The organism is Paraburkholderia lebeckiae (assembly GCF_014201005.1).
GTDB lineage: Bacteria > Pseudomonadota > Gammaproteobacteria > Burkholderiales > Burkholderiaceae > Paraburkholderia > Paraburkholderia tuberum.
Genome location: NZ_JACHDK010000001.1, coordinates 359,897 through 384,706, shown reverse-complemented (window position 1 = coordinate 384,706; position 24,810 = coordinate 359,897). Strand labels below are relative to the sequence as shown.

The following is a 24,810-nucleotide window of genomic DNA, read 5'->3' as shown; positions in this document are numbered from 1 at the left end:
GTGTTCAGGCCGGCTCGCGCAACGCGACATCGACGACCGGCGCGCCTGTGAGCGAGATCAGCTCCTGCGCGGTCAGATTGAACACCGCGTGCGGATGACCGGCGGCCGCCCACAGGCTCTCCAGCGCGAGCAAATCCGCATCGATCAACGTGACCGGCTCGGTCGCGTGACCGACCGGGCACACGCCACCGATCGCATAGCCGGTCTTTTCGCGCACGAACTTCGCGTCCGCGCGGCCGATCTCGCCGACCTGCGCGGCCACTTTCTTTTCGTCGACACGATTCGCGCCGCTCGCGATCACGAGCACCGGCGTGTCGTCTTCGCGGCGCCGGAACAGGATCGACTTCGCGATCTGCGCGACCGAGCAGCCGAGTCCGGCGGCCGCTTCGGCGGAAGTCTTGCCGGTTTCCGGCAGCATCACGATTCGCCCCGCGTGACCGCGTTCGCGCAGCAGCAGCGCGACGCGGCGTGCCGAGTCGGGCAGCGCGGCGAGATCGTCGGAGTCAAAGGACGCGAGGTCGTTCATCGTTGGGGATCCCGATTGAAAATGGATAGAGCGTTTATACGCAGGTATTCGCTTCGCTACGGGCCTTCGCGAGCAGCGCTTTACCGGCGCGCGACACGTTGGGCCGGCCGATCGCGGTCGAAATGAAGTCGCCGATTTCGACCACCTGGGCGAGGTCGATACCGGTCTCGATGCCGAGGCCGTTCATCAGATACAGCACGTCTTCGGTCGCGACGTTGCCGGTCGCGCCCTTCGCATACGGGCAACCGCCGAGCCCCGCGACCGACGCATGAAAAATCTCGACGCCTTCGAGCAGCGCCGCGTAGATGTTCGCGAGCGCCTGGCCATAGGTGTCGTGAAAGTGTCCCGACAGATGCTCGCGCGGAAACACTTCGGTCACGGCCTCGAACACTTCGCGGGTGCGCTTCGGCGTGCCGACGCCGATCGTGTCGGCGATATCGATCTCGTCGCAGCCGAGCGCCGCGAAGCGCTTGACGACGTCGACGACCGACGCGACCGGCACTTCGCCCTGGTACGGACAGCCGAGCGCGCACGACACGCTGCCGCGAATCCGCAGCTTATGTTGTTTCGCCGCCGCGGCGACTGGCGCGAATCGCTCGATGCTCTCCGCGATGCTGCAGTTGATGTTCTTCTGCGAGAACGCCTCGCTCGCCGCGCCGAAGATGACGATCTCGTCGGCGCGCGCGGCGAGCGCGCCTTCGAGACCGCGCAGGTTCGGCGTCAGCACCGAGTAAATCGTGCCGTCGCGGCGCTCGATGCCGGCCATCACGTCGGCGCCGTCGGCCATCTGCGGCACCCATTTTGGCGACACGAACGACGCTGCCTCGACGTTGCGGAAGCCCGCCGCCGACAGACGGTTGATCAGCTCGATCTTGGTCGCGGTCGGCACGAATTCCTTCTCGTTCTGCAGCCCGTCGCGCGGACCCACTTCGACGATTTTCACTTGCTTCGGTAAGGCCATGATGTGTCTCCGATCCGATGCGGTTTTATCGCTGTCCCATCCAGATGGGTGCTGCCGCGTTGCTGCAGTTCAATTCAACCCGCACGCCTGCGACGCGTGCGGGCGCGGGTTTCACTCAGTAGCCGCGTTCCAGTTGCACTGCGCCGCTCACCTGCTCGCCGCGCATCATCGCGCCGATCTTGTCCGCGACCTGCGCGACGCTGTCCTCGCGCAACGTCAGCGCCGACGTGTGCGGCGTGATCGTGATGCGCGGCTCGCGCCAGAAAGGATGATCGGCGGGCAGCGGTTCCTCGCGGAACACGTCGAGCGTCGCGGCGGCGAGCTGGCCGCTCGCGAGCGCAGCGAGCAGATCCGCTTCGACGAGATGCGCGCCGCGCGCGACGTTGATCAGATGTGCGCCGCGCGCGAGCTTCGCGAAGACTCGCGCATTCAGCACGCTTTCCGTGTCGGGTGTATGCGGCAGCAGATTGACGAGCACCTTCGCGCCGTCGAGGAAGCTATCGAATTGCGCGTCGCCGGCGAACGTCGCGATGCCATCAATCTGCTTCTCGCCGCGACTATAGCCGCGCACCGGCAGACCGAACGAAGCGAGCGTTTGCGCGACCTGCGTGCCGAGCACGCCGAGCCCGAGCACAGCCACCGTGAACGTTGCGCGCGGATGCGGCTCGAGCACTTTCCAGCGGCGCTCGCCTTGCAGCACCTGATATTCGTCGAAGCGGCGCAGATAGCGCAGCACCGCATGCGTCACGTACTCGGCCATCTGCGCGCCCATGCCGGTATCTTCGAGGCGAATCAACGGCACCTCGGGCGGCAACGTGCCTGGATGCGCGCGTTCGAGCGCGAGAATCGCATCGACGCCAGCGCCGAGATTGAAGATCGCGCGCAGCGTATTGCGTCCGGCCAGCATCTCGCGCGGCGGACGCCAGACCACCGCGAAATCGGCTGGGCCGGTGTCGCCGGGCTTCCATTCGCGCAGCTCGGCGGCGGGCAGAGCGCGCGCAAAGTCGTGCAGCCACGCGGCGGCTTCGGTGTGCGGTGCGTAGAAGAGTATTTTCATGCGGTCCGGAATGCGTCGGCGTCGATGTGGGCATGAGCGGGACGGACCCGGAGCGCGCGACGGCAATCGGACGACGCGTGCGGGATCGGGTCTCCTCCCGGTATGAATAGGCTTCATTCTACTTTTTCGACGCGAATCGCGCGCGTTTGCGCACGGACGTGCGCTTCGAGATGGATGCCGTGGTGGGCGTCGAGTTCGCGCGTACCCGCGCATTTCTTCGTTTGCCCGATAACGAAAGCACAAAAACTTGGTTCATCGATGTGCGACCGGACGGGACAATGATTGCCTGGATTCCTTGCGCAGCGAGGCACGCACATGCTTTCATGCACCCGATCGAACTGGCCGCCACGGCTCGTCACCGTTCCCGGCTTGCACGGCAGCGAAGGCGCGCATTGGCAAACATGGCTGGAGCGGCAGTTCGCGCACTCGTTGCGCGTCGAGCAGGCCAACTGGGACGCGCCCGATCTCGCGCGATGGGCGAAGTCGTTGTGCGATCTGCTCGCGCGCGAACGCGGTCCATTCGTGCTGGCCGCGCATAGCTTTGGCTGCCTCGCGACCGCGCATGCGTTGCAGCAGGGCGCGCTCGCCAGCGAGGTGGTCGGCGTGCTGTTCGTCGCGCCTGCGAGTCCGCGCAGGTTCGAATCCGCGGGACCGTTCGACGCGCGACGTCTGGGCGTGCCGTCGATCCTGATCGGCAGCGAAACCGATCCGTGGATGACGCTCGCCGACGCGCGCGATCTCGCGCAGCGTTTCGGCAGCGCGTTCGTCAATCTCGGCGATGCGGGGCATATCAACACGGCGGCGGGGTTCGGTCCGTGGCCGCGCGCGAAGTATTTCGTCGATACGCTCGTGCATTGCGCGGCGCCGCTGCGCTTTTGCGAAGAGGCGATCGAAACCGCGCCGCATGCGCTCGTGTGAGCGGTGTCGATCGTCGATAAGGTCGTCGACAAGCGTGGCACACGCAAGCAAGCGCAGGCGTATCTCGACTATCTGTGGTCGCCGGCCGCGCAGGAGATCATCGCTCAGCATCATCCGCGTCCGCGCGACAAGAACGTGCTTGCGAAGCACGCGGCCGAGTTCAAGCCGATCAGGACGTTCACGGTGGAGGAGCTGTTCGGCAACTGGCAAAAGGCGCAGGACACGCACTTCTCCGATGGGGGGACGTTCGATCAGATCATTGTTGATCGGAAGTAAAGCCGACGTTTCGCTTCGGGAGCAGGTTCGTTGCGTTGCGGGGACATGACTTTGCTCATGCCGGCCCGTCCGGTCATGCCGCTGACGTGCCCTCATCACTCCTGGTGGCGTTTGCCCGAATAGCTGATATAACCGCCGACTATCGAGCTCACGCATGCCAGCACGAACCAGAGAATCAGAAAGATGTTTTCTGCTGTGCGAGAGGTATCGAAGATACTTCCTTTGCCGTGCAGCAGAAAAACACCGTACAGGTAGAGCCCGACCCACGACAGTAGGGTGGCGCACACTGCTCCCAGGGTGACGCCGACGAGAGTCCTTGAAAATCTCATTTCACCGGAAAGAACAGAATCGTTTTCGAGTTTCGAAAGTCGGACCAGATACCCGGAATAACAATGTTCCAGCTGACTCTGAGTCCGGTGCCGAAGCCCGTCAACCTGTTGCCGTTCCAAAGATCGATGTGACCGCCGCTTGTACTACCCGTCGAATCGGTGTCGCGACTCCAGTACCGGTCGAACATTAAGATGCCGGTACGGCCTTTGACTTTCGTGACCCAATCGGCTCCGGTGACGTTCTCCGGTTTGCCGATGCCGGCAAAGGGCTGAAGTTTGAGCCACTCGCCAAGTTCATTGGCTCGTGTAGCCGTTGCGTTTCCGTCGAGCATGATACGTCCAATGCTGGGCTGTCCATCAAGCGGCGTGATTAGCTTGGAGGAAAACGACTTCATCGGGATGCCGACATGATGAAAGGTCACACTCATGCGAATCGCGCACTGGTCAGGATAGTCCGGATTGTCGTACGGATCGTGCGATGGATAGTTATTCCAAAGTTGCTGGAATGTGACGGCGTTCAACTGAATTGACTTTTGGGAGCCGGGCGTCGAATTGGTCCTGACTACCGTTTTTCGGTTGGGCATTAGTCGGAAACTCCGACCATCCTCGCTAGCGCTTCGTCGCCCCAATATACAGCGTACTCGGCGGCGATCGCGCCGCTCGAGATGCGTGGCAATTGACCGCTCGTGTCGAGACGGCCGAACTGTATGCGTTCATCTGCGGTTTCAATGTAATACGGATAGCCCAGAAGCACGGCACCCACCACGCTGGCACGGACCTGCTCGTCATATACGAGCGTCGTCCGCGACGATGTAGCCGCCGCGAGTGCAGCACTAACCTGGCTATGCGCCAGGCCGTCATCAGTTTCAATGAAGACGCGCGGATTACTGCCCACTATCACCCGGTTTTTGCCGCAGGGACACAGCACGCGATCGCCGTCGAGAACGACATGCCGGCCTTTTTCGGACATGCCCTTGCCGGTGCCGAATAGCTTGAACGTGCCCTTGCAGTTGCCGCATGTTGCTTCGTCTCCGCTCAGGGCAATCTTTTTGCCGTTATCGGAGATGCTTGACGAAAAGGCCATGACGAATCCGCGTGTCGTGGTGGAGTCACCGTGTCGTACTGCTGCCCTACGCATTCATGCTCTCCTGAAGTGCTCAGGAGCATCACCCTACATGTGCGAGGTTATTTTTGAAATCAGACCGATCGCGACAATTCCTAATTTGACGCAATTTGTATATTGATTAGGTTTCTTGAATTGGTGATCAAAGCTTCGCCATGAAAAACACCCCGAAGATTGGATCAACGTCCAACTTTCGGGGTGAATTTCGTCACTATGCGGCGACGCAGACCACTAGTTCGCGCACGCTGCGCATGCGGTGCAGCGCTTCCGCGACTCAATTCGCCACGCCGTGATCCCCGTGCCCATGCGCACACCCACGCTCGCACTCGCTCTGCTCGACCGGCATCTGCTGCGCAGCCTCAGCGCGAATCCCCAGGCGCGCGAGCAGCTTGCGATCCGCTTCCGCCTGCGGGTTGCTCGTGGTCAGCAACTGATCGCCGTAGAAAATCGAATTCGCGCCCGCGAGGAAGCACATTGCCTGCAACGCCTCGTCCATCTGCTCGCGGCCGGCTGACAGACGCACCATCGCGCGCGGCATCGTGATGCGCGCAATCGCGATCGTGCGCACGAATTCGAACGGATCGATCGCTTCGGTCCCGGTCAGCGGCGTGCCTTGCACCTGCACCAGATTGTTGATCGGCACCGATTCCGGATACGGCTCCATGTTCGCGAGCTGCGCGATCAGCCCCGCGCGCTCGCGGCGCGATTCGCCCATACCGACGATGCCGCCGCAGCACACGTTGATGCCCGCGTCGCGCACACGTTCGAGCGTGTCGAGCCGATCCTGATACGTGCGCGTCGAAATGATCTGGCCGTAGAACTCCGGCGACGTATCGAGATTGTGGTTGTAGTAGTCGAGGCCCGCATCGCGCAGCGCCTGTGCCTGGTGCGTTTCGAGCATGCCGAGCGTCACGCAGGTTTCGAGGCCCATCGCCTTCACGCCGCGGATCATGTCCTTGATCGGCTCCAGGTGGCGGTCCTTCGGATTGCGCCACGCGGCGCCCATGCAAAAGCGCGTCGCGCCGTTCTGCTTTGCGACCTGCGCGGCGGCGAGCACTTCGTCGACCGGCATCAGCTTGTCGGCCACGAGACCCGTGTCGTGATGCACCGATTGCGGACAGTATGCGCAATCCTCCTCGCAGCCGCCGGTCTTGATCGACAGCAGCGTCGACAGTTGCACCGCATTGGCGTCGAAATGCTCGCGATGCGTTTGCTGCGCGCGAAACAGCAGGTCATTGAACGGCAGTTCGTACAACGCGACGATATCGGCGACGCGCCAGCGCGCGAGCGGCTTCGCTTCAGTGGCGGCTGCGGTCGGATTGCTGTTGGCGGCGCTCGGTTCGGCGGTGCCCGCTGCGATATTCAGTTGTGTCATGTGATCGATCCTCGTAAACGGATGAATTTGGGTTCGGCGCTGCGGGGCAGCGCTATGCCGCGCGCAGTTGGCGCAGCGTTTGCAGAAGCCGTCGAATGTCGAGCTGTTGCGCTGCGAGCTCCGGCGACGGCGGGCTGATATGCGGCACGACGCCGAGCAACGGCGCGTCGTACGCTTGCGCAAGATGCGCGCGAATCGACGCGATGTTTTCGTCGGGAAAGGTCATGTCCGGGTCGATGCGATTCGCGACCCAGCCCGCGAGCGTTAGACCGCGCGCGGCGATCGCTTCGGCAGTCAGCAGCGCGTGGCTGATGCAGCCCAGCCGCAGGCCGACCACCAGCACCACCGGCAGCTTCAGCGCGACGGCGAGATCGGCGGTGTCCTGCGTCGCGGTCAACGGCACACGAAAACCGCCGACACCTTCGACCACGACGACCTCGGCGAGCTTCAGCGCTTGGCTGTGGCACGCGACGATGTGCTCGAGATCGAACGAGACGTTTTCCAGCGCCGCCGCGATGTGCGGCGCGGCCGGTTCCTTCAGCAGATACGGCGTGCGCATGGCGGGCGGCAGCAGCACGCTCGACGCGGCGTCGAGCTGATCCGCGTCCTCGTTGTGCAGTACGCCGTTCACTTCGAACGCGCCCGCCGCGATCGGCTTCATCGCGGCTGCCTGCAGGCCTTCGCGCACGAAGCCGCGCAATAGCGCCGACGACACGAAGGTCTTGCCGATTTCCGTATCGGTGCCGGTGACGAACAGCGACAGCGCGCCGTCATCGTTAATCGTGTTGCTCATGCCGCGCGCGCTCCGACTTGTTGCAGGCCGGCCTCGAGCCGGTCGAGATCCGCATGCGAGTGCGCGGCCGACAGCGAGATGCGCAGACGCGACGTGCCGGTCGGCACGGTCGGCGGACGGATCGCGGGCACCCACAGCCCCGCGCGATCGAGGGACGCGGCGATGTCGAGCGTCGCATCGTTCGCGCCGATGATCAGCGGCTGCACGGCCGTGTGCGAATCGACGGGCAGCCACGGCGTCGCCTTCAGCATCGCGCGCGTGCGTTCGATCAGTTGCTGGAGATGCACGCGGCGCGCATCGCCTTCCTCGCCACCGATGATGCGCAGACTCGCCGACACCGCATGCGCGGCCGCCGGCACCGACGCGGTCGTGAAGATATACGGACGCGCACGCTGCACGAGCCATTCGATCACGGTCGCATGAGCGACGACGAACGCGCCGGAGACACCGGCCGCCTTGCCCAGCGTGCCGATCGAGATCAGATGCGGCGAGCGCAGCGCGGCCTGCGCGATCGCGCCACGGCCTTGCGGGCCCAGTACGCCGAAGCCGTGCGCATCGTCGACGATCAGCCATGCGCCGTGCCGCTCGGCGAGTTCGAGCAAACGCGGCAGCGGCGCGATGTCGCCGTCCATGCTGAACACCGTGTCGGACACGATCACCTTGACGTCCGCCTCCGACGCTTCGAGCATCGCGCTCAATGCATCCACGTCGCAGTGCGGATAGATCTGCACATCCGCGCGCGACAGCCGCGCGCCGTCGATCAGCGAAGCGTGATTGAGCGCATCGGAGAACAGCGTCGTGCCGCGGCCCGCGAGCGCGGTCAGCGTCGCGAGATTCGCCATATAGCCGGTGCTGAAATACAACGCGCGGGCATCGTCGAGAAAGCCGCCGGCAAATTGAGCGAGATCGTCTTCGAGTTGCGCATGCGCACGCGAATGACCGCCGAGCAGATGCGAGCCGCCGCTGCCCGCGCCATACAGGCGCGCGCCTTCGGCGATCGCGGCGATCAATTGCGGATGCGCGGCAAGGCCCAGATAGTCGTTGCTCGCGAAGCCGATGATTTCACGGCCGTCGACCGTCATGTGCGCGGTGCATGGTGTTTCTGCGGTGCGCCGGCGTCGGCGCAGGCCGCGCGCGTCGATTTCCTTCAGGCCTTCGGCGAGTGTGTCGAGCAGATGCATCAGCGGGCCTCCGCGAGCGTGGCGTCGAAGGTGTCGCGCGTGCGCGCGGCGAGCAGCGCGAGTTCTTCGTCGTCGAGGATGTATGGCGGCATCAGGTACACGGTGGTGCCGATCGGGCGCAACAACAGCTCGCGTTGCAGCGCGTTTTCGAAGAAGCGGCGCGAGAACGTTTTGGCTTGCTGAGGATCGTCGATCATTGCGTCGAACGCGAAGATCGTGCCGCGCTGACGCAGATTGCGCACCTGCGCGTGCTCGGCGAGCGGCGCGAGCGCGGCCGCGAGGGTCGCCGATTTGCGCGCGTTGGCGGCGAGCACATCGTCGCTCGTGAACAGATCGAGCGTCGCGAGCGCGGCGCGGCACGCGAGCGGATTGCCGGTGTACGAGTGCGAGTGCAGGAAGCCGCGCGCGGTGTCGTCGTGATAGAAGGCCGCGAAGATCTCGTCGCGCGACAGCACGATCGACAGCGGCAGATAGCCGCCGCTAATACCTTTCGACAGACACAGGAAGTCCGGCCACACGCCCGCCTGTTCGCACGCGAAGAACGTGCCGGTGCGGCCGCAGCCGACTGCGATTTCGTCGGCGATCAGATGCACGCCGTACCGGTCGCACAGCGCGCGCAATCCGGCGACGTACGACGCGTCGTGCATCGCCATGCCGGCCGCGCATTGCACGAGCGGCTCGACGATCAGTGCGGCGATGCGGTTCGCGCGCGCCTCGAATAGCGCGCGCACATGGTCGAGCGCGCGGCGCGCGACGTCGGCGGCGGTTTCGCCCGCTTGCGCGAGCCGCGCATCGGGAGAGGCGACGACGTGGGCGTGACGAATCAGCGGATCGTACGCGTCCTTGAACAGCGCGACGTCGGTCACGCCGAGCGCGCCGATCGTCTCGCCGTGATAGCTGTTGGCGATGCAGACGAATTCCTGCTTGTCGGCGTAGCCCCGGTTGCGCCAGCTGTGAAAGCTCATCTTCAGCGCGATCTCGACCGCCGAGGCGCCATCCGACGCGAAGAACGCGTGGCCGAGCGTGTTGCCGGTCAACGCGTGCAGACGTTCCGCGAGTTCGACGGCGGGCTCGTGCGTGCAGCCGGCGAGCATCGCGTGTTCGAGCGTATCGAGCTGATCTTTCAGCGCCGCGTTGATGCGCGGGTTCGCGTGACCGAACAGATTGACCCACCACGAACTGATCGCGTCGAGATAGCGATGACCGGCGCGATCGTACAGCCACGCGCCTTGACCGCGTGCGACGGGGATCAGCGGCAGACGTTCGTGGTGCTTCATCTGCGTGCACGGATGCCACACCGCGCGCAGGCTGCGGGCGACCCAATCTTCAGGGGCGACCGGGGGGACTGCTGACTTTTCCAAAGAGGTACTCCAAGGTGCTTTTTTGCCACGCACGCAAGCCTCGGCGAGTGCGCGGGGTCGAGATTAGCGGTTTATTTGGTCGCGCGCATCAACCGCGAAATGCTCGTTTTTCGCGGTGGCATCGAGGTTTAGCATCGTTCGATGCAGCTCGTTCGATTTCGTGAGGGAAGCTCGCCAATCAACGGAGATAGCGACGTCAAAGTAATGGGCAGTTACTGGCCAGAATGTGGGGGTGACGAGGTGTTTTTTGCGGGGGAACGGAGCGCACAAGAAAAAGCCCGCCGATACGGCGGGCTTGCGGCACATCAGAATCAGGCGCGATTCACGCCTCTATTCGTACTTCACTCCCGGCTCGCAATCGCTTTCCGGCCGTTGGCATCGGCATCGCTTGCATCCGCCGTCTGCGAGTTCTGATTGCCCCACACGACCGCATTATCGACCGCATACAACCGGCACGGATCGGAGCTCTGCTTCTGGCAATTCGTCACCGCCACCGACATCGGATTGTCGCCGCCCTCGGCCCACGACCACGCGCCCGAATCCGACACCGCGAACGCGCGGCTCGGATACTGATGCAGGAAGTTGCGATAGCCATTGCGGCCCTCGTTGTCGAGGTACGGCACCGAGTCGACCGCGTCGAGCGCGGCGAATCCGGTTGCCTTCGGCGCGGCCGGATCGGCGACGTGATACTGCACGGCAGTCGGCATACCGGCGCGCGCGAGGAACGCTTCGACGGCCGGCCACCATACGTGCACGCCGTCGCGGTCGCCGACCAGCCGATGCGCGTCGTTCTTGTAGTGGCCGAAGTCGATCATCTTCACGCTCGCGCCGTGTGCTTGGTACGCGGCGTACATGCCCGCGACGAGTGGCGCGTTCCACACCGAATCGTTATCGCCATAGAGCCACAGCGACGGCACCGCGGTCTTCTCGCCGTACGCGCCGAATGCGCGCGTCAGATTGCCTTGCCAGTCTTCGCAGGCGTCCTGGCGCAGGCCGCCCGAGAAATTGATCAGCGCACGCACGCCAGGCGCCGCTTCGGTGCCGTATGCGATCGTCGCAAGACCGCCATGCGAGGTGCCGGCCACCGCGATGTGCGTCGCGTCGACATAAGGTTGCTTCGACATGTAATCGATCGTCGCTGCGACGTCGCCGGCCTGGCCAAGGCCGTTGCGCTCGACGTCGCAGCCGTCCTGCTCGTACACGCCGTCCGAGTGACCGAAGCCCTGGCGGTTCGGCGCGACGACCACGTAGCCGCGGCGTACGAATTCGCGCGCGAACGCCAGCGGGTCGCTGCGTTCCTGCGTGCGCGGGTCGCCCGGAATCTTGCCGTGGTTGAAGACGATCATCGGGAACGGGCCGGGGCCGTCCGGCTTGTAGATCGTGGTTTCAAGCGTGACCGTGCCGGCGGCGTCGACCGGCACGCGGATGATCTTTTCGTTCAGGTGAGCGGTGGGCAGGTAGACGTCGTCGTCCAGCGCGAGGCGCGGCACGCGGGCGCGCGACAGCGGTCCCTGGGTGTCGCTCGACGGCGTCGCGTTATGTGCGGAATGGGACGAGTAGGCGAGCGGATCGGCGTGCGCGATCGTGACAGCACACGTGGCCGCGGCGCAGATCGCCGCACACTTCGTCAGAACTTTGCTCAACACCATTGACGCACCTGCTTTAAAGACCTGTCCTGAACTCCGTGCTGTCCGGTTGCGCAAAACGCTGCTGACATTCAGCTTTCGTTCGCGATTTCGACACAAACAGACTCACTCGCGAACGTTGCGGGAAGCACACGCACGCAAATCGAGATCACACGGGATGAACCCAACGGCCGACGCGACCCCACGCGCCGAGGATGAACGTCACTTGATGCTGCCGGAGTCCGCGCGGCTCGCGTTCGATCAGCGGCCGGTCAGCTTTCCTTTGCATGTTGCGGAGCCGGTATGACCCGCTCTCGCAATGTGACGTCATGAAACTACGGACTCATCCTGGCACGACAATTTTGTTTTGTGCAATCAAGGAGAACCCGTGACGAAAAAATTGCTGCATGTGCGAACGAGGCTTCAAAGCCTTGCCGGGGAAGGGCCGGGGACATGTGGCGGGAAGTGGCGAGTAAAGGTCGTGTAAGCGCTGTGGTGCGAGGCCAACGAAGAAGCCCGCGTGAAAGGAACGAAAAAAGGCCTACGCAAAGGCCTTTATAAAGTTTGTCGAGAGCGAGTGAAAGGCACGAGAAAGCTTCGGCGCGTAATGCAGCGATTACTTAATCGTCTCGTGCTCTTCATTTACTCATTGACGTCGCCATCGACATAACGCCAGCGGCCATCATCGCCGCGCACGAATCGACTCGATTCATGCAACCGATAAGCACGTCCCCCCACTTTGTAGCGGGCGATGAATTCGACCCTCGCGTGATTGGCATCGCTTTCGGCGAAGCTTTTGATCTGCAGTCCGAGCCAACGGGGCGCGTCGGGCGCGGTGGGATCGACGTCGAGATAGGCGGGGCAGGTGCTGGGGTCCCACGTCGCGCGCAGGTAGTCGGTTGCACCGAGCACATACGCGCTATAGCGCGAGCGCATCAGTTCGAGCGCGCGCGGCGCCGCTTCGCCGCCGTCGATATAGCGGCCGCAGCATTGCGCGAAACGCGGGGCTTTGGTCGCGGTGCCCCCGCGTGCGTCGGGCGCCACACCGCCGCACGGACAGTCGACAGGTCTTTGCAGTGACAACAATGGCTTGTTCATTGAAATTTCAGTTGAGCGCGCGAGCGATCAGGATCTTCTGGATGTCGCTCGTGCCTTCGTAGATCTGGCACACGCGCACGTCGCGGTAAATCCGCTCGACCGGGAAGTCACTCAGATAACCGTAGCCGCCGTGAATTTGCAAGGCGGCCGAGCAGATGCGCTCGGCCGCTTCGGAGGCGAACAGTTTTGCCATCGCGGCTTCGGTCAGACACGGCTGGCCCGCGTCCTTCAGCGACGCCGCATGCCAGATCAATTGACGCGCGGCTTCGAGTTGGGTCGCCATGTCGGCAAGACGGAACTGCACCGCCTGGTGCGAAAACAGCGGCGCGCCGAAGCTCTCGCGTTCTTTTGCGTAAGTCAGCGCCGCCGCGAACGCGGCGCGTGCCATGCCGACGCTTTGCGCAGCGATGCCGATGCGCCCGCCTTCGAGACCCGACAGCGCGATCCGGTAGCCTTCGCCTTCCGCGCCGATCAGGTTCGCGGCCGGCACGCGGCAATCCTCGAACACGATCTGCGCGGTATCCGACGAATGCTGGCCGAGCTTGTCTTCGACGCGCGCGACCACGTAGCCCGGCGTGCCGGTGGGCACGACGAACGCGCTGATGCCGCGCTTGCCGGCGGCCTTGTCGGTGACGGCCATCACGATCGCGACGTCGCCGTTCTTGCCGCTCGTGATGAACTGTTTGACGCCGTTCAGCACGTACGCGTCGCCGTCGCGTGTCGCGGTGGTGCGCAGCGCCGACGCATCCGAGCCCGCTTGCGGCTCGGTCAGACAGAACGCGCCGAGCATCTCGCCGCGCGCGAGCGGCGTGAGCCAGTCGCGCTTCTGCGCGTCGTTGCCATAAGCGAGCAGGATGCTGCACACGGGGCAGTTGTTCACCGAGATCGCGGTCGACGTGCCGCCGTCGCCGGCCGCGATTTCTTCGAGGATCAACGCGAGCGCGAGCGCGTCCATGCCGGCGCCGCCATATGCTTCGGGCACCAGCACGCCGTAAACACCGAGCTCGGCGAGCTGCCGGTGCACGTCGCGCGGAAAGCTGCGCTCGCGGTCCCATTGCGCCGCGTACGGCGTGATCGCTTCGCGCACGAAGGTGCGCAGCGCGTCGCGCACCATCAGGTGATCCTGATCAAGCACCATGAGCGTGTCTCCGGTCCCATGCAACGTAGTTGTCTACCACTCGAGCTGCGTGCCGTCGTGCTGAAAGAAGCGGCCGTGGAACGCGTCGCGCGATGCCGCCGCCTGCGCCAGCACCTCGCGCATGCCGGCGACGCTGTGCGCCGGATCGAGCGCGGCCTGCGCGCCGCCCATGTCGGTGCGCACCCAGCCCGGATGCAGCGACACGCAGGTTGCGCGCTGCGCGTCGAGAGACGCGAGCTTCAGCACGTCGTTCAACGCAGCCTTGCTCGCGCGATATAGCCAGCCGGTCGTTCCGCTTGCATCGGCGATGCTGCCCATGCGACTCGAAATCACCGCGAGCACGCCGTCCGTTTCCTCGACGAGCGGCAGCAGGATTGGCAGCAGCTGCATCGGACCGCGCACGTTCGTGTGCATCACGTGATCGAAGTCCTCGGCGGTGATCGTTTCGATGCCTTCGGTGCGCGGACCGTACACGCCCGACACCAGGATCGCTGCATCGAGCCGTTCGCCGTCGAGCTTCCAGCCGAGCGCCGCGATGTCTTCGGGCGCGGTGACGTCGAGCGCGAAGGTTTCGGCGCCGAGTTCGCTGAGCGCGTCGAGCGCGGCGCCGTCGCGCGCGGTCGCGAGCACGCGCCAGCCGCTCCTTCTGTACTGCCGGACGAATTCCTGGCCGATGCCTCGCGATGCACCGACGATCAACACTGTTTTCATCGTATTCCTCGAAGTTTTGGTGGCTGCGTCAGATCAGTTCGACGCCCATCGCGGTCGCCTCGCCGCCGCCGATACACAGCGTCGCGACACCGCGCTTCAGACCGCGATTCCTCAGCGCGCCGATCAGCGTGACGAGAATGCGCGCGCCCGAGGCGCCGATCGGATGGCCTAACGCGCACGCGCCGCCGTTCACGTTGACCTTGTTGTGCGGTAAATCGTGCTCTTTCATCGCGGCCATCGTGACGACCGCGAACGCTTCGTTGATCTCGTACAGATCGACGTCGCCGGCGCGCCAGCCGTTCTTCCCGAGCAGCTTGCGGATCGCGCCGACCGGCGCGGTGGTGAACTTCGCGGGCGCCTGCGCGAACGTCGAATGACCGACGACGCGCGCGAGCGGCGCCACGCCGAGCCGTTTCGCGGTCGACTCGCGCATCATCACGAGCGCGGCCGCGCCGTCCGAGATCGACGACGAGTTCGCCGCCGTCACGGTGCCGGTCTTGCTGAACGCGGGTTTCAACGTAGGGATCTTGTCGAGATTGGCCCTGAACGGCTGCTCGTCGCGCGCGATCGTGACGTCGCCGTTGCGGGCCGCTACGGTGACCGGCGCGATTTCCCAGTCGAACGAGCCGTCCTCGTTCGCGCGCTTCGCGCGGTTCAGCGATTCGACCGCGAACGCATCCTGCGCCTCGCGCGTGAAGTCGAACGACGCCGCGCATTCCTCGGCGAATGCGCCCATCAGACGGCCTTTGTCGTAGGCGTCTTCGAGGCCGTCGTAGAACATGTGGTCGAGCACCTGGCCGTGGCCCATGCGCATGCCGCCGCGCGCTTTCGGCAGCAGATACGGCGCGTTCGTCATGCTCTCCATGCCGCCCGCGACGATGACGTCGAGCGAGCCCGCGGCCAGCATGTCGTGCGCGAACATCGCCGCGCGCATGCCGGAGCCGCACATCTTGTTGACCGTCGTGCAGCCGGTGGCGAGCGGCAGACCCGCGCCGAGCGCGGCCTGGCGCGCGGGCGCCTGGCCGAGGCCGGCGGGCAGCACGCAACCCATCACCGCTTCGTCGATCTGCTCGGGCTTCAGCCCCGCTCGTTCTACTGCCGCCTTGATCGCGACCGCGCCGAGTTGTGGCGCGCTCAGCGACGCGAAGTCGCCCTGAAAGCCGGCCATCGGCGTGCGCGCCGCGCTGACGATCACGATCGGATCGGCGTGAATACCACTTTGATTTGCGTCACTCATGGTTCAGCTCCTTTCATAGCTTGGATGGCTACCGCCGCGCGTTGCCTGCTGCGAACCCTCGTGGGATTCATCAAGCCACGCGCACGTCTGGCTCGTTCGCCTGCGCATCGGTTGCTTCGGCGAACCGCTCCGGATAGCGCACGCAAAAGCGCACGCTCGGGTCGTACGGGAAAAAATCGGGCAGCTCGCCCTTCAACAGAAAATCTTTGTATCGCTGCCACAGCTCGGGCTCGAAGAAATCCGCGTGATGCCGCATGAACGAGCGCCGCACACGTGGATCGCCGAGCAGGAACGTGCCGTAAGTCTCCGGGAAAATATCGTGCGGACCGACCGCGTACCACGGCTCGTTCGACATTTCGTCTTCCTCGTTGCGCGGCGCCGGCACCGCACGCACGGTGCAGTCGGTCAGGTATTCGATCTCGTCGTAGTCGTAGAACACGACGCGGCCATGTCGCGTGACACCGAAGTTCTTGTACAGCAAGTCGCCGGGGAAGATGTTCGCCTGGATCAGTTCCTTCACCGCGTTGCCGTATTCCTTGATGCCGTGCTCGACGTCGTCGTCGTTGCCGTTCTGCAGGAACAGATTGAGCGGCACCATGCGTCGCTCGATGTACAGATGGCGAATCACGAGGTTGTCGCCGTCGTACTCGATCAGCGACGGCACTTCCTTTTCGAGTTCGCGCAACAGCGTTTCGTCGAGCCGCGCGAGCGGCAGCGCGACGCTCGAATATTCGAGCGTGTCGGCCATCCGGCCGAGCCGGTCATGACGTTTGACGAGCAGATACTTCTGCTGGATCTGCGCGCGCGTGGTTTCCTTCGGCGGCGGAAAGTTGTCCTTGATCAGCTTGAACACATAGGGGAACGACGGCAACGTGAACACCAGCATCACGAGCCCCTTGATGCCGGGCGCGACGATGAAGCGGTCACTCGAATGCTTCAGGTGATGCAGCAGATCGCGATAGAACAGATTCTTGCCCTGCTTCTGCAGACCCACCGACGTATAGATTTCCGCCTTCGGCTTGCCCGGCATGATCGTGCGCAGAAACTCGACATACGCGGACGGCACTTCCATGTCGACCAGAAAATACGAGTGCGAGAAGCTGAAGATGATCAGCAACTGCTCGCGCGTGAGCAGCACGGTGTCGAGCGCGAGCAGGCCCGGTTTCACGTGACGCAGCGGCACCGCGAACGGCAGCAGCGCTTCGCCGTTGATGATGCGCCCGACGATATATGCAGCCTTGTTGCGATAAAACAGCGACGACAACACGTGAATCTGGAAGTTCGGCGCTTCGTCGAACACGCCGAACGCTTCGCGAATCGACTGCATCACGCAGGCGACGTCGCGCGTCAGATCCTCGAACGGCGGATCGAGCTGGAAGTTCGTGACGACCCGTTCGAGCGTTGCGCCAAGTCCATCAGTACCGGGGTAATACGCGCGGTAGGTCGGCTTCGCGGCCGGTTCGTCGTTCTCGATGTATTCGGTCGAGATCGCCGGGCGCACGAAAATGAAATCGTTGTTGAAGTACGAGCGGTGCAGAATCTTGCAGGAAACCGAATTAAAGAAGGTTTCCGCGCATTCCGGCTGACGGTGCGTGGTCAGGAGGCCGATGTAGTGCAGCTTGATCTGCTGCCACACTTCGCTGTCGATGTTCTCCGCGTCGTACTCGTCTTCGAGTAACTGCACGCATTCCTGCACGCGATCGTCGTACGACGTGATGCGGTCTCGCGCGAGCCTTTGCAGGCCGTGCCAGTCGCCGGCTTCGAACAGCGTCTTCGCGTGGATCGCCGCGTCGCGAAAGATCCGGTAGTGACGGTCGAACCCTTCGAGCATCGTCTGTGCGACGTCGAAACCGATTTGCGACGATAACAGCTTGGGGAAGTGATTCATCACGCGCGCTCCGCAAACGCCGGTCAGAGTCAGGCCGCTTCAGGCAGGCTTCGCGTCGTGCCTCGCGCCATCGAGCAGCGCGCGCGCCTGCGCTTCGTACTGCGCGAGATCTTCGAGCGTCGCGTCGAGATCTTCGCGCTGACGTTCGAGCACTTCGCGATGACGCGCGACCGTCGCGAGGAACGCGTGCAACTGCGATACGGTATCGGTCGGCGATTCGTAGACGTCGAGCAGGTCACGGATCTCCGACAGCGTGAAGCCGAGCCGTTTGCCGCGCAAGGTGAGCTTCAGACGCGTGCGGTCGCGGCCCGAATAGACGCGCCGCAAGCCGCTCGAACCCTCGCGACTCGGTGCGAGTAAACCCTGATCTTCGTAGAAACGGATCGCGCGTGGCGTGACGTCGAATTCGCGCGCGAGCTCGGTGATCGTGTATTGCGTATTCATCGGAACATCTCGTAGCCGCTTGGCCGGCACAAAACCGGATTGGACGATAGAATCGACGTTTACGTTATCGTCAACCTGAGCGGAAAGCAACCACAACCCGGCCGACCGGCATCGCACACCTCGCCATGCCGGAGGGTCGTCGGAGGAACACAGTCCCCATGAATGCACTCGAACACCAGCTCGAATACCCCTTCAACGACACGATCCCCGACGCGGGCCGCACGATGGAAGTCGCGCCCGGCGTGCTTTGGCTGCGCATGCCGCTGCCATTCGCGCTCGACCATATCAACCTGTGGGTGCTGCGCGATGAAATCGAGGGCCAGCCAGGCTGGACCGTGGTCGATTGCGGCATCACGTCGGACACGATCAAGGCGAATTGGGAGAGCGTGTTCGAATCGGTGCTCGACGGCCTGCCGGTGCTGCGCGTGATCGTCACGCATTGCCATCCGGATCACATCGGCCTCGCGCACTGGGTGTGCGGCGGCGGTGATAAAAAGCGTTGGGACGCGCGGCTGTGGATGACGCTCGGCGAATACATGCAGGCGCGCGTGATGGCAACCGGCGATGGCTCTAACGCGGGTGGCGAGGCCGCGGCGCGGCACTTCGCGCGGCACGGTCTGACCGACGCCGAATCGCTCGAGAAACTGCGCAATCGCAATAGCTACTACGCGAGCCTCGTGCCGGCGATTCCGGGCCAATACCGTCGTTTGCGCGAAGCCGAGGACGTGAGGATTGGCGGTAGGACGTGGCGCGTGGTGACGGGCTTCGGCCACTCGCCGGAACACTGTGCGCTGCACTGCGCGGAAACCGGCACGCTGATTTCCGGCGATATGGTGCTGCCGCGGATTTCGACCAACGTGTCGGTGTTCGATATCGAGCCCGAGGGTTCGCCGCTCGAACTGTATCTGGAGTCGCTCGGCCGCTACGAAACGATGCCTGAAGACACGCTCGTGCTGCCGTCGCATGGCAAGCCGTTTCGCGGCGCGCGCACGCGCATTCAGCAACTGCGCGAGCATCACGACGCGCGGCTCGCCGAAGTGCGCGAAGCATGCGCGGAAAAGCCGCGCAGCGCCGCCGATATCGTGCCCTTGATGTTCAAGCGCCAGCTCGATATCCATCAGATGACATTCGCGATGGGTGAGGCGCTCGCGCATTTGCATCTGCTGTGGCGGGCGGGGGATTTGAAGCGGACGCAGGATGCGGATGGGGTGATTCGGTTTGCGGCGGTGTGATCTCGGCCGTTGGCTGCGGGCGTAGAAGCGAGGACGAATAGGTCCGCGCTACGCGGAGGCACTGAGCGGCGCAACGATGCCAGGCGTCCTTTCGCGCGAACTACTTCAACGGCAAGTCAGAGGCAGCGTCGCGTAGTTGCTGGGCTCGCCGGTTGTTGAGTTCACTTTGCAAGCAACTATCAGCTTCTTGCCTGAGGAAAATTACATTAGGAATCGGTCTGGGGGGCGAAGGCCCGAGATCACGTCGAAAAAAGGTTACGCAGTGTCAGGTTCAGTCAGCCAATTCGCGCGTTGAATAAAAAAAGCCCGGTTCAAAAACCGGGCTTTCTTGCAGGGCCGCCTGCGCTAACCGCAGTGCAAAATCACTGCACCACCACCGCCCCGAAATTCTGCCGCCCAAACGGACTCACGTGATACCCGCTCACGTTCGTGCGCGTGATTGCGGCAGCGGTCGGATAGCCGAGCGGAATCCACAGCGCTTCGTCATGGATGATCTGCTGCGCGGCTTCGTACGCTTTTGTGCGCTTGGCGATATCGGCCGTGGCCTTGCCGTCGGCGATCAGCTTGTCGAGATCCTGATTACAGAAGCGCGCGAAGTTGATGCCCGACTTAACCGCGTTGCAACTGAAGAGCGGCGACAGATAGTTGTCCGGATCGCCGTTGTCGCCGGCCCAGCCCATGAACAGCGTGTCATGCTGACCCTGCTTCGCCTGCTTGATCAGCTCGCCCCATTCGATCACCTTTACGTCCGCCTTCACGCCGATCTTCGCGAAGTCGGCCTGCAGGAGTTCGGCACCGGCCTTCGGATTGGGATTGAGCACGCTGCCATTCGGACGCACCCAGATCGTCGTTTCAAAACCGTTCGGATAGCCCGCGTCGGCGAGCAGCTTCTTCGCCTTCGCCGGGTCGTACGGCCAGCCCTTGATCGAGTGGTTGTAGCTCCACGTATTCGGCGGAAACGGGTTCACGGCCGGCGTCGCGGTGTTGTCGAACACGGTCTTCAGATATGTCGTGCGGTCGAACGCCATGTTCAGCGCGGCGCGCACCTTCTGGTTTTCAAGCGGCTTCTGCTGCGTGTTCAGCGCGACGAAGGCCGTCATGAACGCGGGCGTCTGCACGATCGCGAGCGACTTGTCGTTCTTCGCGTCGGCGAGATCCTGCGGCTTCGGCGACAGCGCGATCTCGCATTCGCCAGCCTTCACCTTCTGCGCGCGCACGGTCGCGTCGGGCGTGATCGCGTAGATCAGGCGCTCGATCTTCGGCTTCGTCCCCCAGTAGGTTGGGTTCACGTCGTAGCGGATCACCGCGTCTTTCGTATAGCTCTTCAGCACGAACGGGCCGGTGCCGATCGGCTTCGCATTCAGATCGACCTGCTTGCCGGCCTTCAGCAACTGGTCCGCGTACTCGGACGAATAGATCGACGCGAAGCCCATCGTCAGGATCGACACGAACGTCGCGTTCGGCTCGTTCAGCTCGAACTTGACCGTGTTGTCGTCGACCTTGGTAATCGACTTGATCAGCTTCGGCAGCCCCATCGATTGCGCATGCGGGAAGCCGCTCGCGCCCGCCACCTTGTGCCACGGATTGCTGTCGTTGAGCATGCGGTCGAACGTGAAGATCACGTCGTCGGCATTCAGCGCGCGGGTGGGCTTGAAGTAGTCGGTGGTTTGGAACTGCACGTTGGGGCGCAGATGGAACGTGTACGTCAGGCCGTCGGGGCTCACTTCCCACTTGTCGGCGAGCGCGGGCACGACCTTCTTCGCGGCTTCGTCGAACGACACCAGCGAGTTGAAGATCACGTCGGCCGATGCATTCGTCGTGACGAGCGAATTGAACTGCACGACGTCGAAGCCGTCGGGGCTCGATTCGGTACAGACGGTCAACGGTTTGGCGAGCACGAGCGCGGGCGCGGTGAGCAGGATGGCGGCTGCGAGCAGTTTGAAGCGCATAGGATCTCCGGTAACGAGCGCAGTCAGGCAGTGCGTCTGGTTGTGTTTATGGCGGCGATGCGTGAGCGGGCAGGTCAGCGGTCCCGGCGCGCGCGTCGCCACGATTGTGATACGTTCCCGGCGCCGTCGTACAGGTCGGGCGATCCCGGCCTGAGGCCCGGGGGCCGGCCTTCGAGGCCTGGCCGGCGGCGCGCCTTCGCGAAAGCTTATCGAAGGGCGATTTTGGCGACAACAATTTAATCGACATATCCATATGGGGGCGGCGCGGCCGTGCTGCCGCCTCAGGCCGCGGCGGCCTGATGCAGCAGGTAGCCGATGCCACTTATTGCGCGCACGCCGTACCACGACGTCATTTCCCCGTCGATCAGATCGATGCGCTTGCCGGCGAGGCGCGGATCGCGCGCGAGCGCATCGCGATGCGCGGCCGTGAAGCGGTACGGCTCGCTCGACAGCAGCACGCGCTCGACCTGCGCGAGCCACGGCGCGTCGTCGAAGTCGAGCGTGGGGTAGCGCGCGGCGCCCGCGCTGCCGCCGCGCACGTCGGGCAGCGTATGCCAGTTCACGAGGCGCAGCATCGCGGCAATGTACGTGTCGCGTGCGACGCTCATCCACGGTTCGCGCCAGATCAGGTACAGCACGCTCTGCGCGGCGAAGGCGTGAGCGGCGGCTTCTCGCAGACGCGCTTCGAGCGAGTTGCTCAGGCGCCGCGCTTCTTCTTCACGTCCGAAGATCGCGCCGAACAGCGCGAACAGCGCGAGGTTGTCGCGCGGCGTCTGCGGATGGGTGACGACGATGTGCGGCACGAACGCGCGCAGTTGCTCGACGGTGTCGCGTTCGTTCTCGTCGACATTGACGATCAGATGGGTGGGGCGCAGCGCGCGGATCGCGTCCAGTTTGACGGCCTTCGTGCCGCCGACCTTCGGCACCGCCCGGACCTTGTCGCGCGGATGCACGCAAAAGCCGGTGCGCCCGACGATCTGCCGCTCGAGGCCGAGCGCGAACAGCGTTTCGGTGAGGCTCGGCACCAGCGACACGATGCGCGCGTCGGTGCCCGCGGATTCGTGCGCGACGCCGGCTGCATCGACCGCACGGGACTGCATGGCTTACTCGGTGGCGGCGCGCGGCTTGCGCGGCGCGCGTTCGAACACGCGGTCGTAGAGCCAGCGCGGCAGCACATGCAGCAGCATCGCGGCAACGCGCATCTGCCACGGAAACACCGCGAACGACGTCTGCCGTTCGATCGCCCGCGCGACCTTCGCCGCGAAACGGTCGGCGTCCATCAGGAACGGCATGTTGTACGGATTGTGCTCGGTCATCGGCGTGCGGATATAGCCGGGCGCGATCGTGACGACCCCGACGCCGAACGGCCGCATCTCGACGCGCAACGCCTCGAGATACTTCAGGGCCGCCGATTTCGATGCGCTGTACGCGCCCGAACCGGGCAAGCCGCGCACGCCCGCGAGGCTCGCAATGCCGACCAGCGTGCCGCGCTTCGATGCGGCCATCGCGGCGGCATATGGCTCGAACGTCGCGACCATGCCGAAGTAATTGATGTCCATCACCTCGCGGAACGTGCGCAGATCGGCGTGACCCGTCAGCGCGCCACGGCTGATCCCGGCGTTGGCGATCACGACGTCCGGCAGGCCATGCGCGGCGATGAAGCGCGCGGCCGCATCGGCGAGCGCTTCCGCGTCGCGCACGTCGAGCGCATAGATCGAGACGGTGTTCTGGGGATGGGACCGCTGGAACGCGGCGAGCGCGTCGCCGCGGCGGGCGACGAGGCCGAGAATCGCGCCGCGCCGTGCGTATTCGCCGGCGAGCGCGAGGCCGATGCCGCTCGAAGCGCCGGTAATGAAAACCTTCAGCGGAGAGGTCATACCGGCGCCTCGTGATTACATCTTCTTGGCGCGGACTTGCGAGACGAGGTAGTCGAGCACCTGGACCGTGCCCGGCAGGGTGCCGGTCGCGGCCGGGCCGGTTTCATACTTGCCCTGCACGGCGAGCGTCGGCACGCCATCGATCTTGTAGTCGTCGAGCAGCTTCTTGTCCTTCTGCAGCGCGCTTTGCGTCGAGAACGAGTTGTACGCTTCCATGTACTTCTTCGGATCGACGCCGAGCTTCGCGAGGTATTTGCTCTGGTCTTCCGGCGTCAGCAGATAGTTCTTGTTGACATGGATTTCGTTGAATACCTTCGGCGTCAGTTCGTTCGCGACGCCGAGCGCGTCGAGCGCGTGGTACATCTTCGAGTGCGGGATGAAGTCGTCGCGGAAGGCGACCGGCACGCGGCGGAACACGACGTCCGGGCCCTGCTTCTTGATCCAGGCTTCGAGGAACGGGTCGAATTCATTGCAATGCGGGCAGCCGTACCAGAAGAATTCGGTGACTTCGATCTTGCCGGCCGGCACGTCGGTCGGTTGCGGCGAGGCCAGCACGGTGTAGTCCTTGCCGGCAACCGGCGCGGTCGGCGACGCATGCGCGCTGGCCCCGATCAGGCCCAGCGAGAGAAACAGGATGCTCAGCAGCTTTTTCATGTTGTGTAGACCCAGATAAGGCGGTAGCGCGGCGACGCCATGCGAAAGACCCGTCGCCGCTGGTCGGATTCGGTGTGGCCGCCCGCCACAATACAGGTCGAAGCGGCCATCGTGCTTGTGACCCGCGCGCCGCGCGGATAGTTCGACGCACCGTGCGAGCCGGCATTACCGTTTATTTATTGTTTGGTGAAGCGGATCACCGCGGTATCGACACCCGCGTCCGACAGACGCTGACGGCTCGAATTCATGTCCTCGAACTTCGAGAACGGCCCGATGCGCACGCGGTAGTACGTGACGCCGCCGGCATCGCGCTGCGTGACCTTCGATTCGAAGCCTTGGAACGCGAGGCGCGCGCGCTGCTGTTCGGCATCGGCGGCGGTCTTGTACGCGCCGACCTGCAGGAAATAGCCGGTGTTCGCCTCGCCCGGTGCCGCAGCGGCAGCCGAGCCCGGCTTGGCGTTGGCGGCCGTGGTCGCGTTCGGGCTCTTAGGCGCGGAGCCTGCCGCGGTGGCGGCGGGCGCGCTCGACGTCTGCGGCTTCTTCGCCGGCGCCGGCGCGACGATGCCGCCGGTGCCGTTCTCTTGCGCGGGATTCGGCGCGACCGCCGTGCCGTTGTTATTCGCGTTGCCAGTCGACGGCGGCACTTCGACGATCTGCGGTTCTTCGAGCATGCCCGACTGGGTCTGGGCGTTGGTCTGGCCTGGCGCGGTGTTCGGCGGAGCCGGTTGCGCGGCCTGCGGCACCGGCTGGCCCGGCGTCTTGCCTTGCAGCGGACGGTTCGGATCGTATTGCGCCTGGCTCGCACCGTTGTCGGTCGCCGCTGGCGGCGCGACCTTTGACACGAACGGCGTAGGTGCACGGGTGATATACAGCGCCACCACTACCGCGATCGCCAGGCCGACGATCAGGCCCAGCACGATGCCGAGAAAAGTGCCCCCGGTTTGCTTCGATTGCTTTGTTGTGCGGCGTGGTTTTGCCATCGTACGAATCACCTGCAAAAAGAATCCAGGAACGGCCGCCGATTATAACGACGGCCGCGCGCATATTACGCTAGAGG

24 protein-coding genes and 1 pseudogene are annotated in these 24,810 nt (G+C 64.1%); 3 read left to right on the top strand and 22 right to left on the bottom strand.

The genetic code is table 11. The features are described from left to right. Positions 1-4 precede the first annotated feature (4 nt). From HDG39_RS01740 to HDG39_RS01730, 3 genes are all read right to left on the bottom strand, one after another. Positions 5-526 carry a YbaK/EbsC family protein gene (locus tag HDG39_RS01740; protein ID WP_184002728.1) on the bottom strand — a complete coding sequence of 174 codons (522 nt, stop codon included), beginning with the start codon at positions 524-526 and terminating at the stop codon, positions 5-7. 34 nt (positions 527-560) lie between these two features. Continuing rightward, positions 561-1,487 carry a hydroxymethylglutaryl-CoA lyase gene (locus HDG39_RS01735; protein ID WP_184002726.1) on the bottom strand — a complete coding sequence of 309 codons (927 nt, stop codon included), beginning with the start codon at positions 1,485-1,487 and terminating at the stop codon, positions 561-563. A gap of 115 nt (positions 1,488-1,602) precedes the next feature. Continuing rightward, positions 1,603-2,544, bottom strand: coding sequence for a 2-hydroxyacid dehydrogenase (locus HDG39_RS01730; protein ID WP_184002724.1), 942 nt, complete (start codon positions 2,542-2,544; stop codon positions 1,603-1,605). A gap of 315 nt (positions 2,545-2,859) precedes the next feature. Between HDG39_RS01730 and HDG39_RS01725 the strand changes: the two genes are divergently transcribed. Both HDG39_RS01725 and HDG39_RS01720 read left to right on the top strand, forming a co-directional pair. After that, positions 2,860-3,462, top strand: coding sequence for an RBBP9/YdeN family alpha/beta hydrolase (locus HDG39_RS01725; protein ID WP_184002722.1), 603 nt, complete (start codon positions 2,860-2,862; stop codon positions 3,460-3,462). 3 nt (positions 3,463-3,465) lie between these two features. Further along, a pseudogene (locus HDG39_RS01720) lies at positions 3,466-3,738 on the top strand (sulfate ABC transporter substrate-binding protein); the annotation flags it as partial. 95 nt (positions 3,739-3,833) lie between these two features. Here the strand turns inward: HDG39_RS01720 and HDG39_RS34575 are convergent. The 14 genes from HDG39_RS34575 to HDG39_RS01655 form a co-directional block, all read right to left on the bottom strand. Beyond that, positions 3,834-4,025, bottom strand: a complete 192-nt coding sequence (locus HDG39_RS34575; RefSeq protein WP_184117198.1) for a hypothetical protein — start codon at positions 4,023-4,025, stop codon at positions 3,834-3,836. 38 nt (positions 4,026-4,063) lie between these two features. Then, positions 4,064-4,651 carry a type VI secretion system amidase effector protein Tae4 gene (locus HDG39_RS01715; protein ID WP_184002720.1) on the bottom strand — a complete coding sequence of 196 codons (588 nt, stop codon included), beginning with the start codon at positions 4,649-4,651 and terminating at the stop codon, positions 4,064-4,066. Beyond that, positions 4,651-5,205: a PAAR domain-containing protein gene (locus HDG39_RS01710; RefSeq protein WP_409259141.1), complete on the bottom strand. Its 555-nt coding sequence runs from the start codon at positions 5,203-5,205 to the stop codon at positions 4,651-4,653. The genes HDG39_RS01715 and HDG39_RS01710 overlap by 1 nt, the downstream gene beginning before the upstream one ends. Positions 5,206-5,464: 259 nt before the next feature. Further along, complete coding sequence (gene bioB / locus HDG39_RS01705; protein WP_184002716.1) at positions 5,465-6,565, bottom strand: biotin synthase BioB; 1,101 nt, start codon at positions 6,563-6,565, stop codon at positions 5,465-5,467. 52 nt (positions 6,566-6,617) lie between these two features. Beyond that, entirely contained in the window at positions 6,618-7,358 is a 741-nt protein-coding gene (gene bioD, locus HDG39_RS01700; protein WP_184002714.1) for a dethiobiotin synthase, read from the bottom strand. Further along, a complete protein-coding gene (bioF, locus tag HDG39_RS01695; protein WP_184002712.1) occupies positions 7,355-8,539 on the bottom strand; it encodes an 8-amino-7-oxononanoate synthase in 1,185 nt (394 codons plus the stop codon). The genes bioD and bioF overlap by 4 nt, the downstream gene beginning before the upstream one ends. Further along, complete coding sequence (gene bioA / locus HDG39_RS01690; RefSeq protein ID WP_184002710.1) at positions 8,539-9,900, bottom strand: adenosylmethionine--8-amino-7-oxononanoate transaminase; 1,362 nt, start codon at positions 9,898-9,900, stop codon at positions 8,539-8,541. The genes bioF and bioA overlap by 1 nt, the downstream gene beginning before the upstream one ends. Before the next feature lie 341 nt (positions 9,901-10,241). Beyond that, positions 10,242-11,549, bottom strand: coding sequence for a dienelactone hydrolase family protein (locus tag HDG39_RS01685; RefSeq protein ID WP_184002708.1), 1,308 nt, complete (start codon positions 11,547-11,549; stop codon positions 10,242-10,244). Between the two features lie 618 nt (positions 11,550-12,167). Continuing rightward, on the bottom strand, positions 12,168-12,623 hold the full coding sequence (locus HDG39_RS01680; RefSeq protein WP_184002706.1) for a YchJ family protein: 456 nt from the start codon (positions 12,621-12,623) through the stop codon (positions 12,168-12,170). Positions 12,624-12,630: 7 nt separating this feature from the next. After that, a complete protein-coding gene (locus HDG39_RS01675; protein WP_184002704.1) occupies positions 12,631-13,761 on the bottom strand; it encodes an acyl-CoA dehydrogenase family protein in 1,131 nt (376 codons plus the stop codon). A gap of 33 nt (positions 13,762-13,794) precedes the next feature. Further along, positions 13,795-14,472 (bottom strand): SDR family oxidoreductase, encoded by a 678-nt coding sequence (locus tag HDG39_RS01670; RefSeq protein WP_184002702.1) that lies wholly within the window; start codon positions 14,470-14,472, stop codon positions 13,795-13,797. Between the two features lie 28 nt (positions 14,473-14,500). After that, positions 14,501-15,709 (bottom strand): acetyl-CoA C-acetyltransferase, encoded by a 1,209-nt coding sequence (locus tag HDG39_RS01665; protein ID WP_184002700.1) that lies wholly within the window; start codon positions 15,707-15,709, stop codon positions 14,501-14,503. A 70-nt stretch (positions 15,710-15,779) separates the two neighbouring features. After that, positions 15,780-17,597: a bifunctional isocitrate dehydrogenase kinase/phosphatase gene (gene aceK, locus HDG39_RS01660; RefSeq protein ID WP_184002698.1), complete on the bottom strand. Its 1,818-nt coding sequence runs from the start codon at positions 17,595-17,597 to the stop codon at positions 15,780-15,782. Positions 17,598-17,636: 39 nt separating this feature from the next. After that, entirely contained in the window at positions 17,637-18,041 is a 405-nt protein-coding gene (locus HDG39_RS01655; protein WP_184002696.1) for a MerR family transcriptional regulator, read from the bottom strand. Between the two features lie 158 nt (positions 18,042-18,199). Between HDG39_RS01655 and HDG39_RS01650 the strand changes: the two genes are divergently transcribed. Then, the gene (locus HDG39_RS01650) at positions 18,200-19,273 is read left to right on the top strand and encodes an MBL fold metallo-hydrolase (RefSeq protein WP_184002694.1); all 1,074 of its coding nucleotides are present in this window, start codon (positions 18,200-18,202) and stop codon (positions 19,271-19,273) included. A 362-nt stretch (positions 19,274-19,635) separates the two neighbouring features. Here the strand turns inward: HDG39_RS01650 and HDG39_RS01645 are convergent, their stop codons facing one another. The 5 genes from HDG39_RS01645 to HDG39_RS01625 form a co-directional block, all read right to left on the bottom strand. Beyond that, on the bottom strand, positions 19,636-21,222 hold the full coding sequence (locus tag HDG39_RS01645; protein WP_184002692.1) for an ABC transporter substrate-binding protein: 1,587 nt from the start codon (positions 21,220-21,222) through the stop codon (positions 19,636-19,638). A gap of 281 nt (positions 21,223-21,503) precedes the next feature. Further along, positions 21,504-22,322: a helical backbone metal receptor gene (locus HDG39_RS01640; protein WP_184002690.1), complete on the bottom strand. Its 819-nt coding sequence runs from the start codon at positions 22,320-22,322 to the stop codon at positions 21,504-21,506. A 3-nt stretch (positions 22,323-22,325) separates the two neighbouring features. After that, positions 22,326-23,099 carry an SDR family oxidoreductase gene (locus HDG39_RS01635; RefSeq protein ID WP_184002688.1) on the bottom strand — a complete coding sequence of 258 codons (774 nt, stop codon included), beginning with the start codon at positions 23,097-23,099 and terminating at the stop codon, positions 22,326-22,328. 15 nt (positions 23,100-23,114) lie between these two features. Continuing rightward, a complete protein-coding gene (locus HDG39_RS01630; RefSeq protein ID WP_184002686.1) occupies positions 23,115-23,753 on the bottom strand; it encodes a thiol:disulfide interchange protein DsbA/DsbL in 639 nt (212 codons plus the stop codon). A 176-nt stretch (positions 23,754-23,929) separates the two neighbouring features. Continuing rightward, entirely contained in the window at positions 23,930-24,733 is an 804-nt protein-coding gene (locus HDG39_RS01625; RefSeq protein WP_184002684.1) for an SPOR domain-containing protein, read from the bottom strand. Between the last annotated feature and the right edge of the window lie 77 nt (positions 24,734-24,810).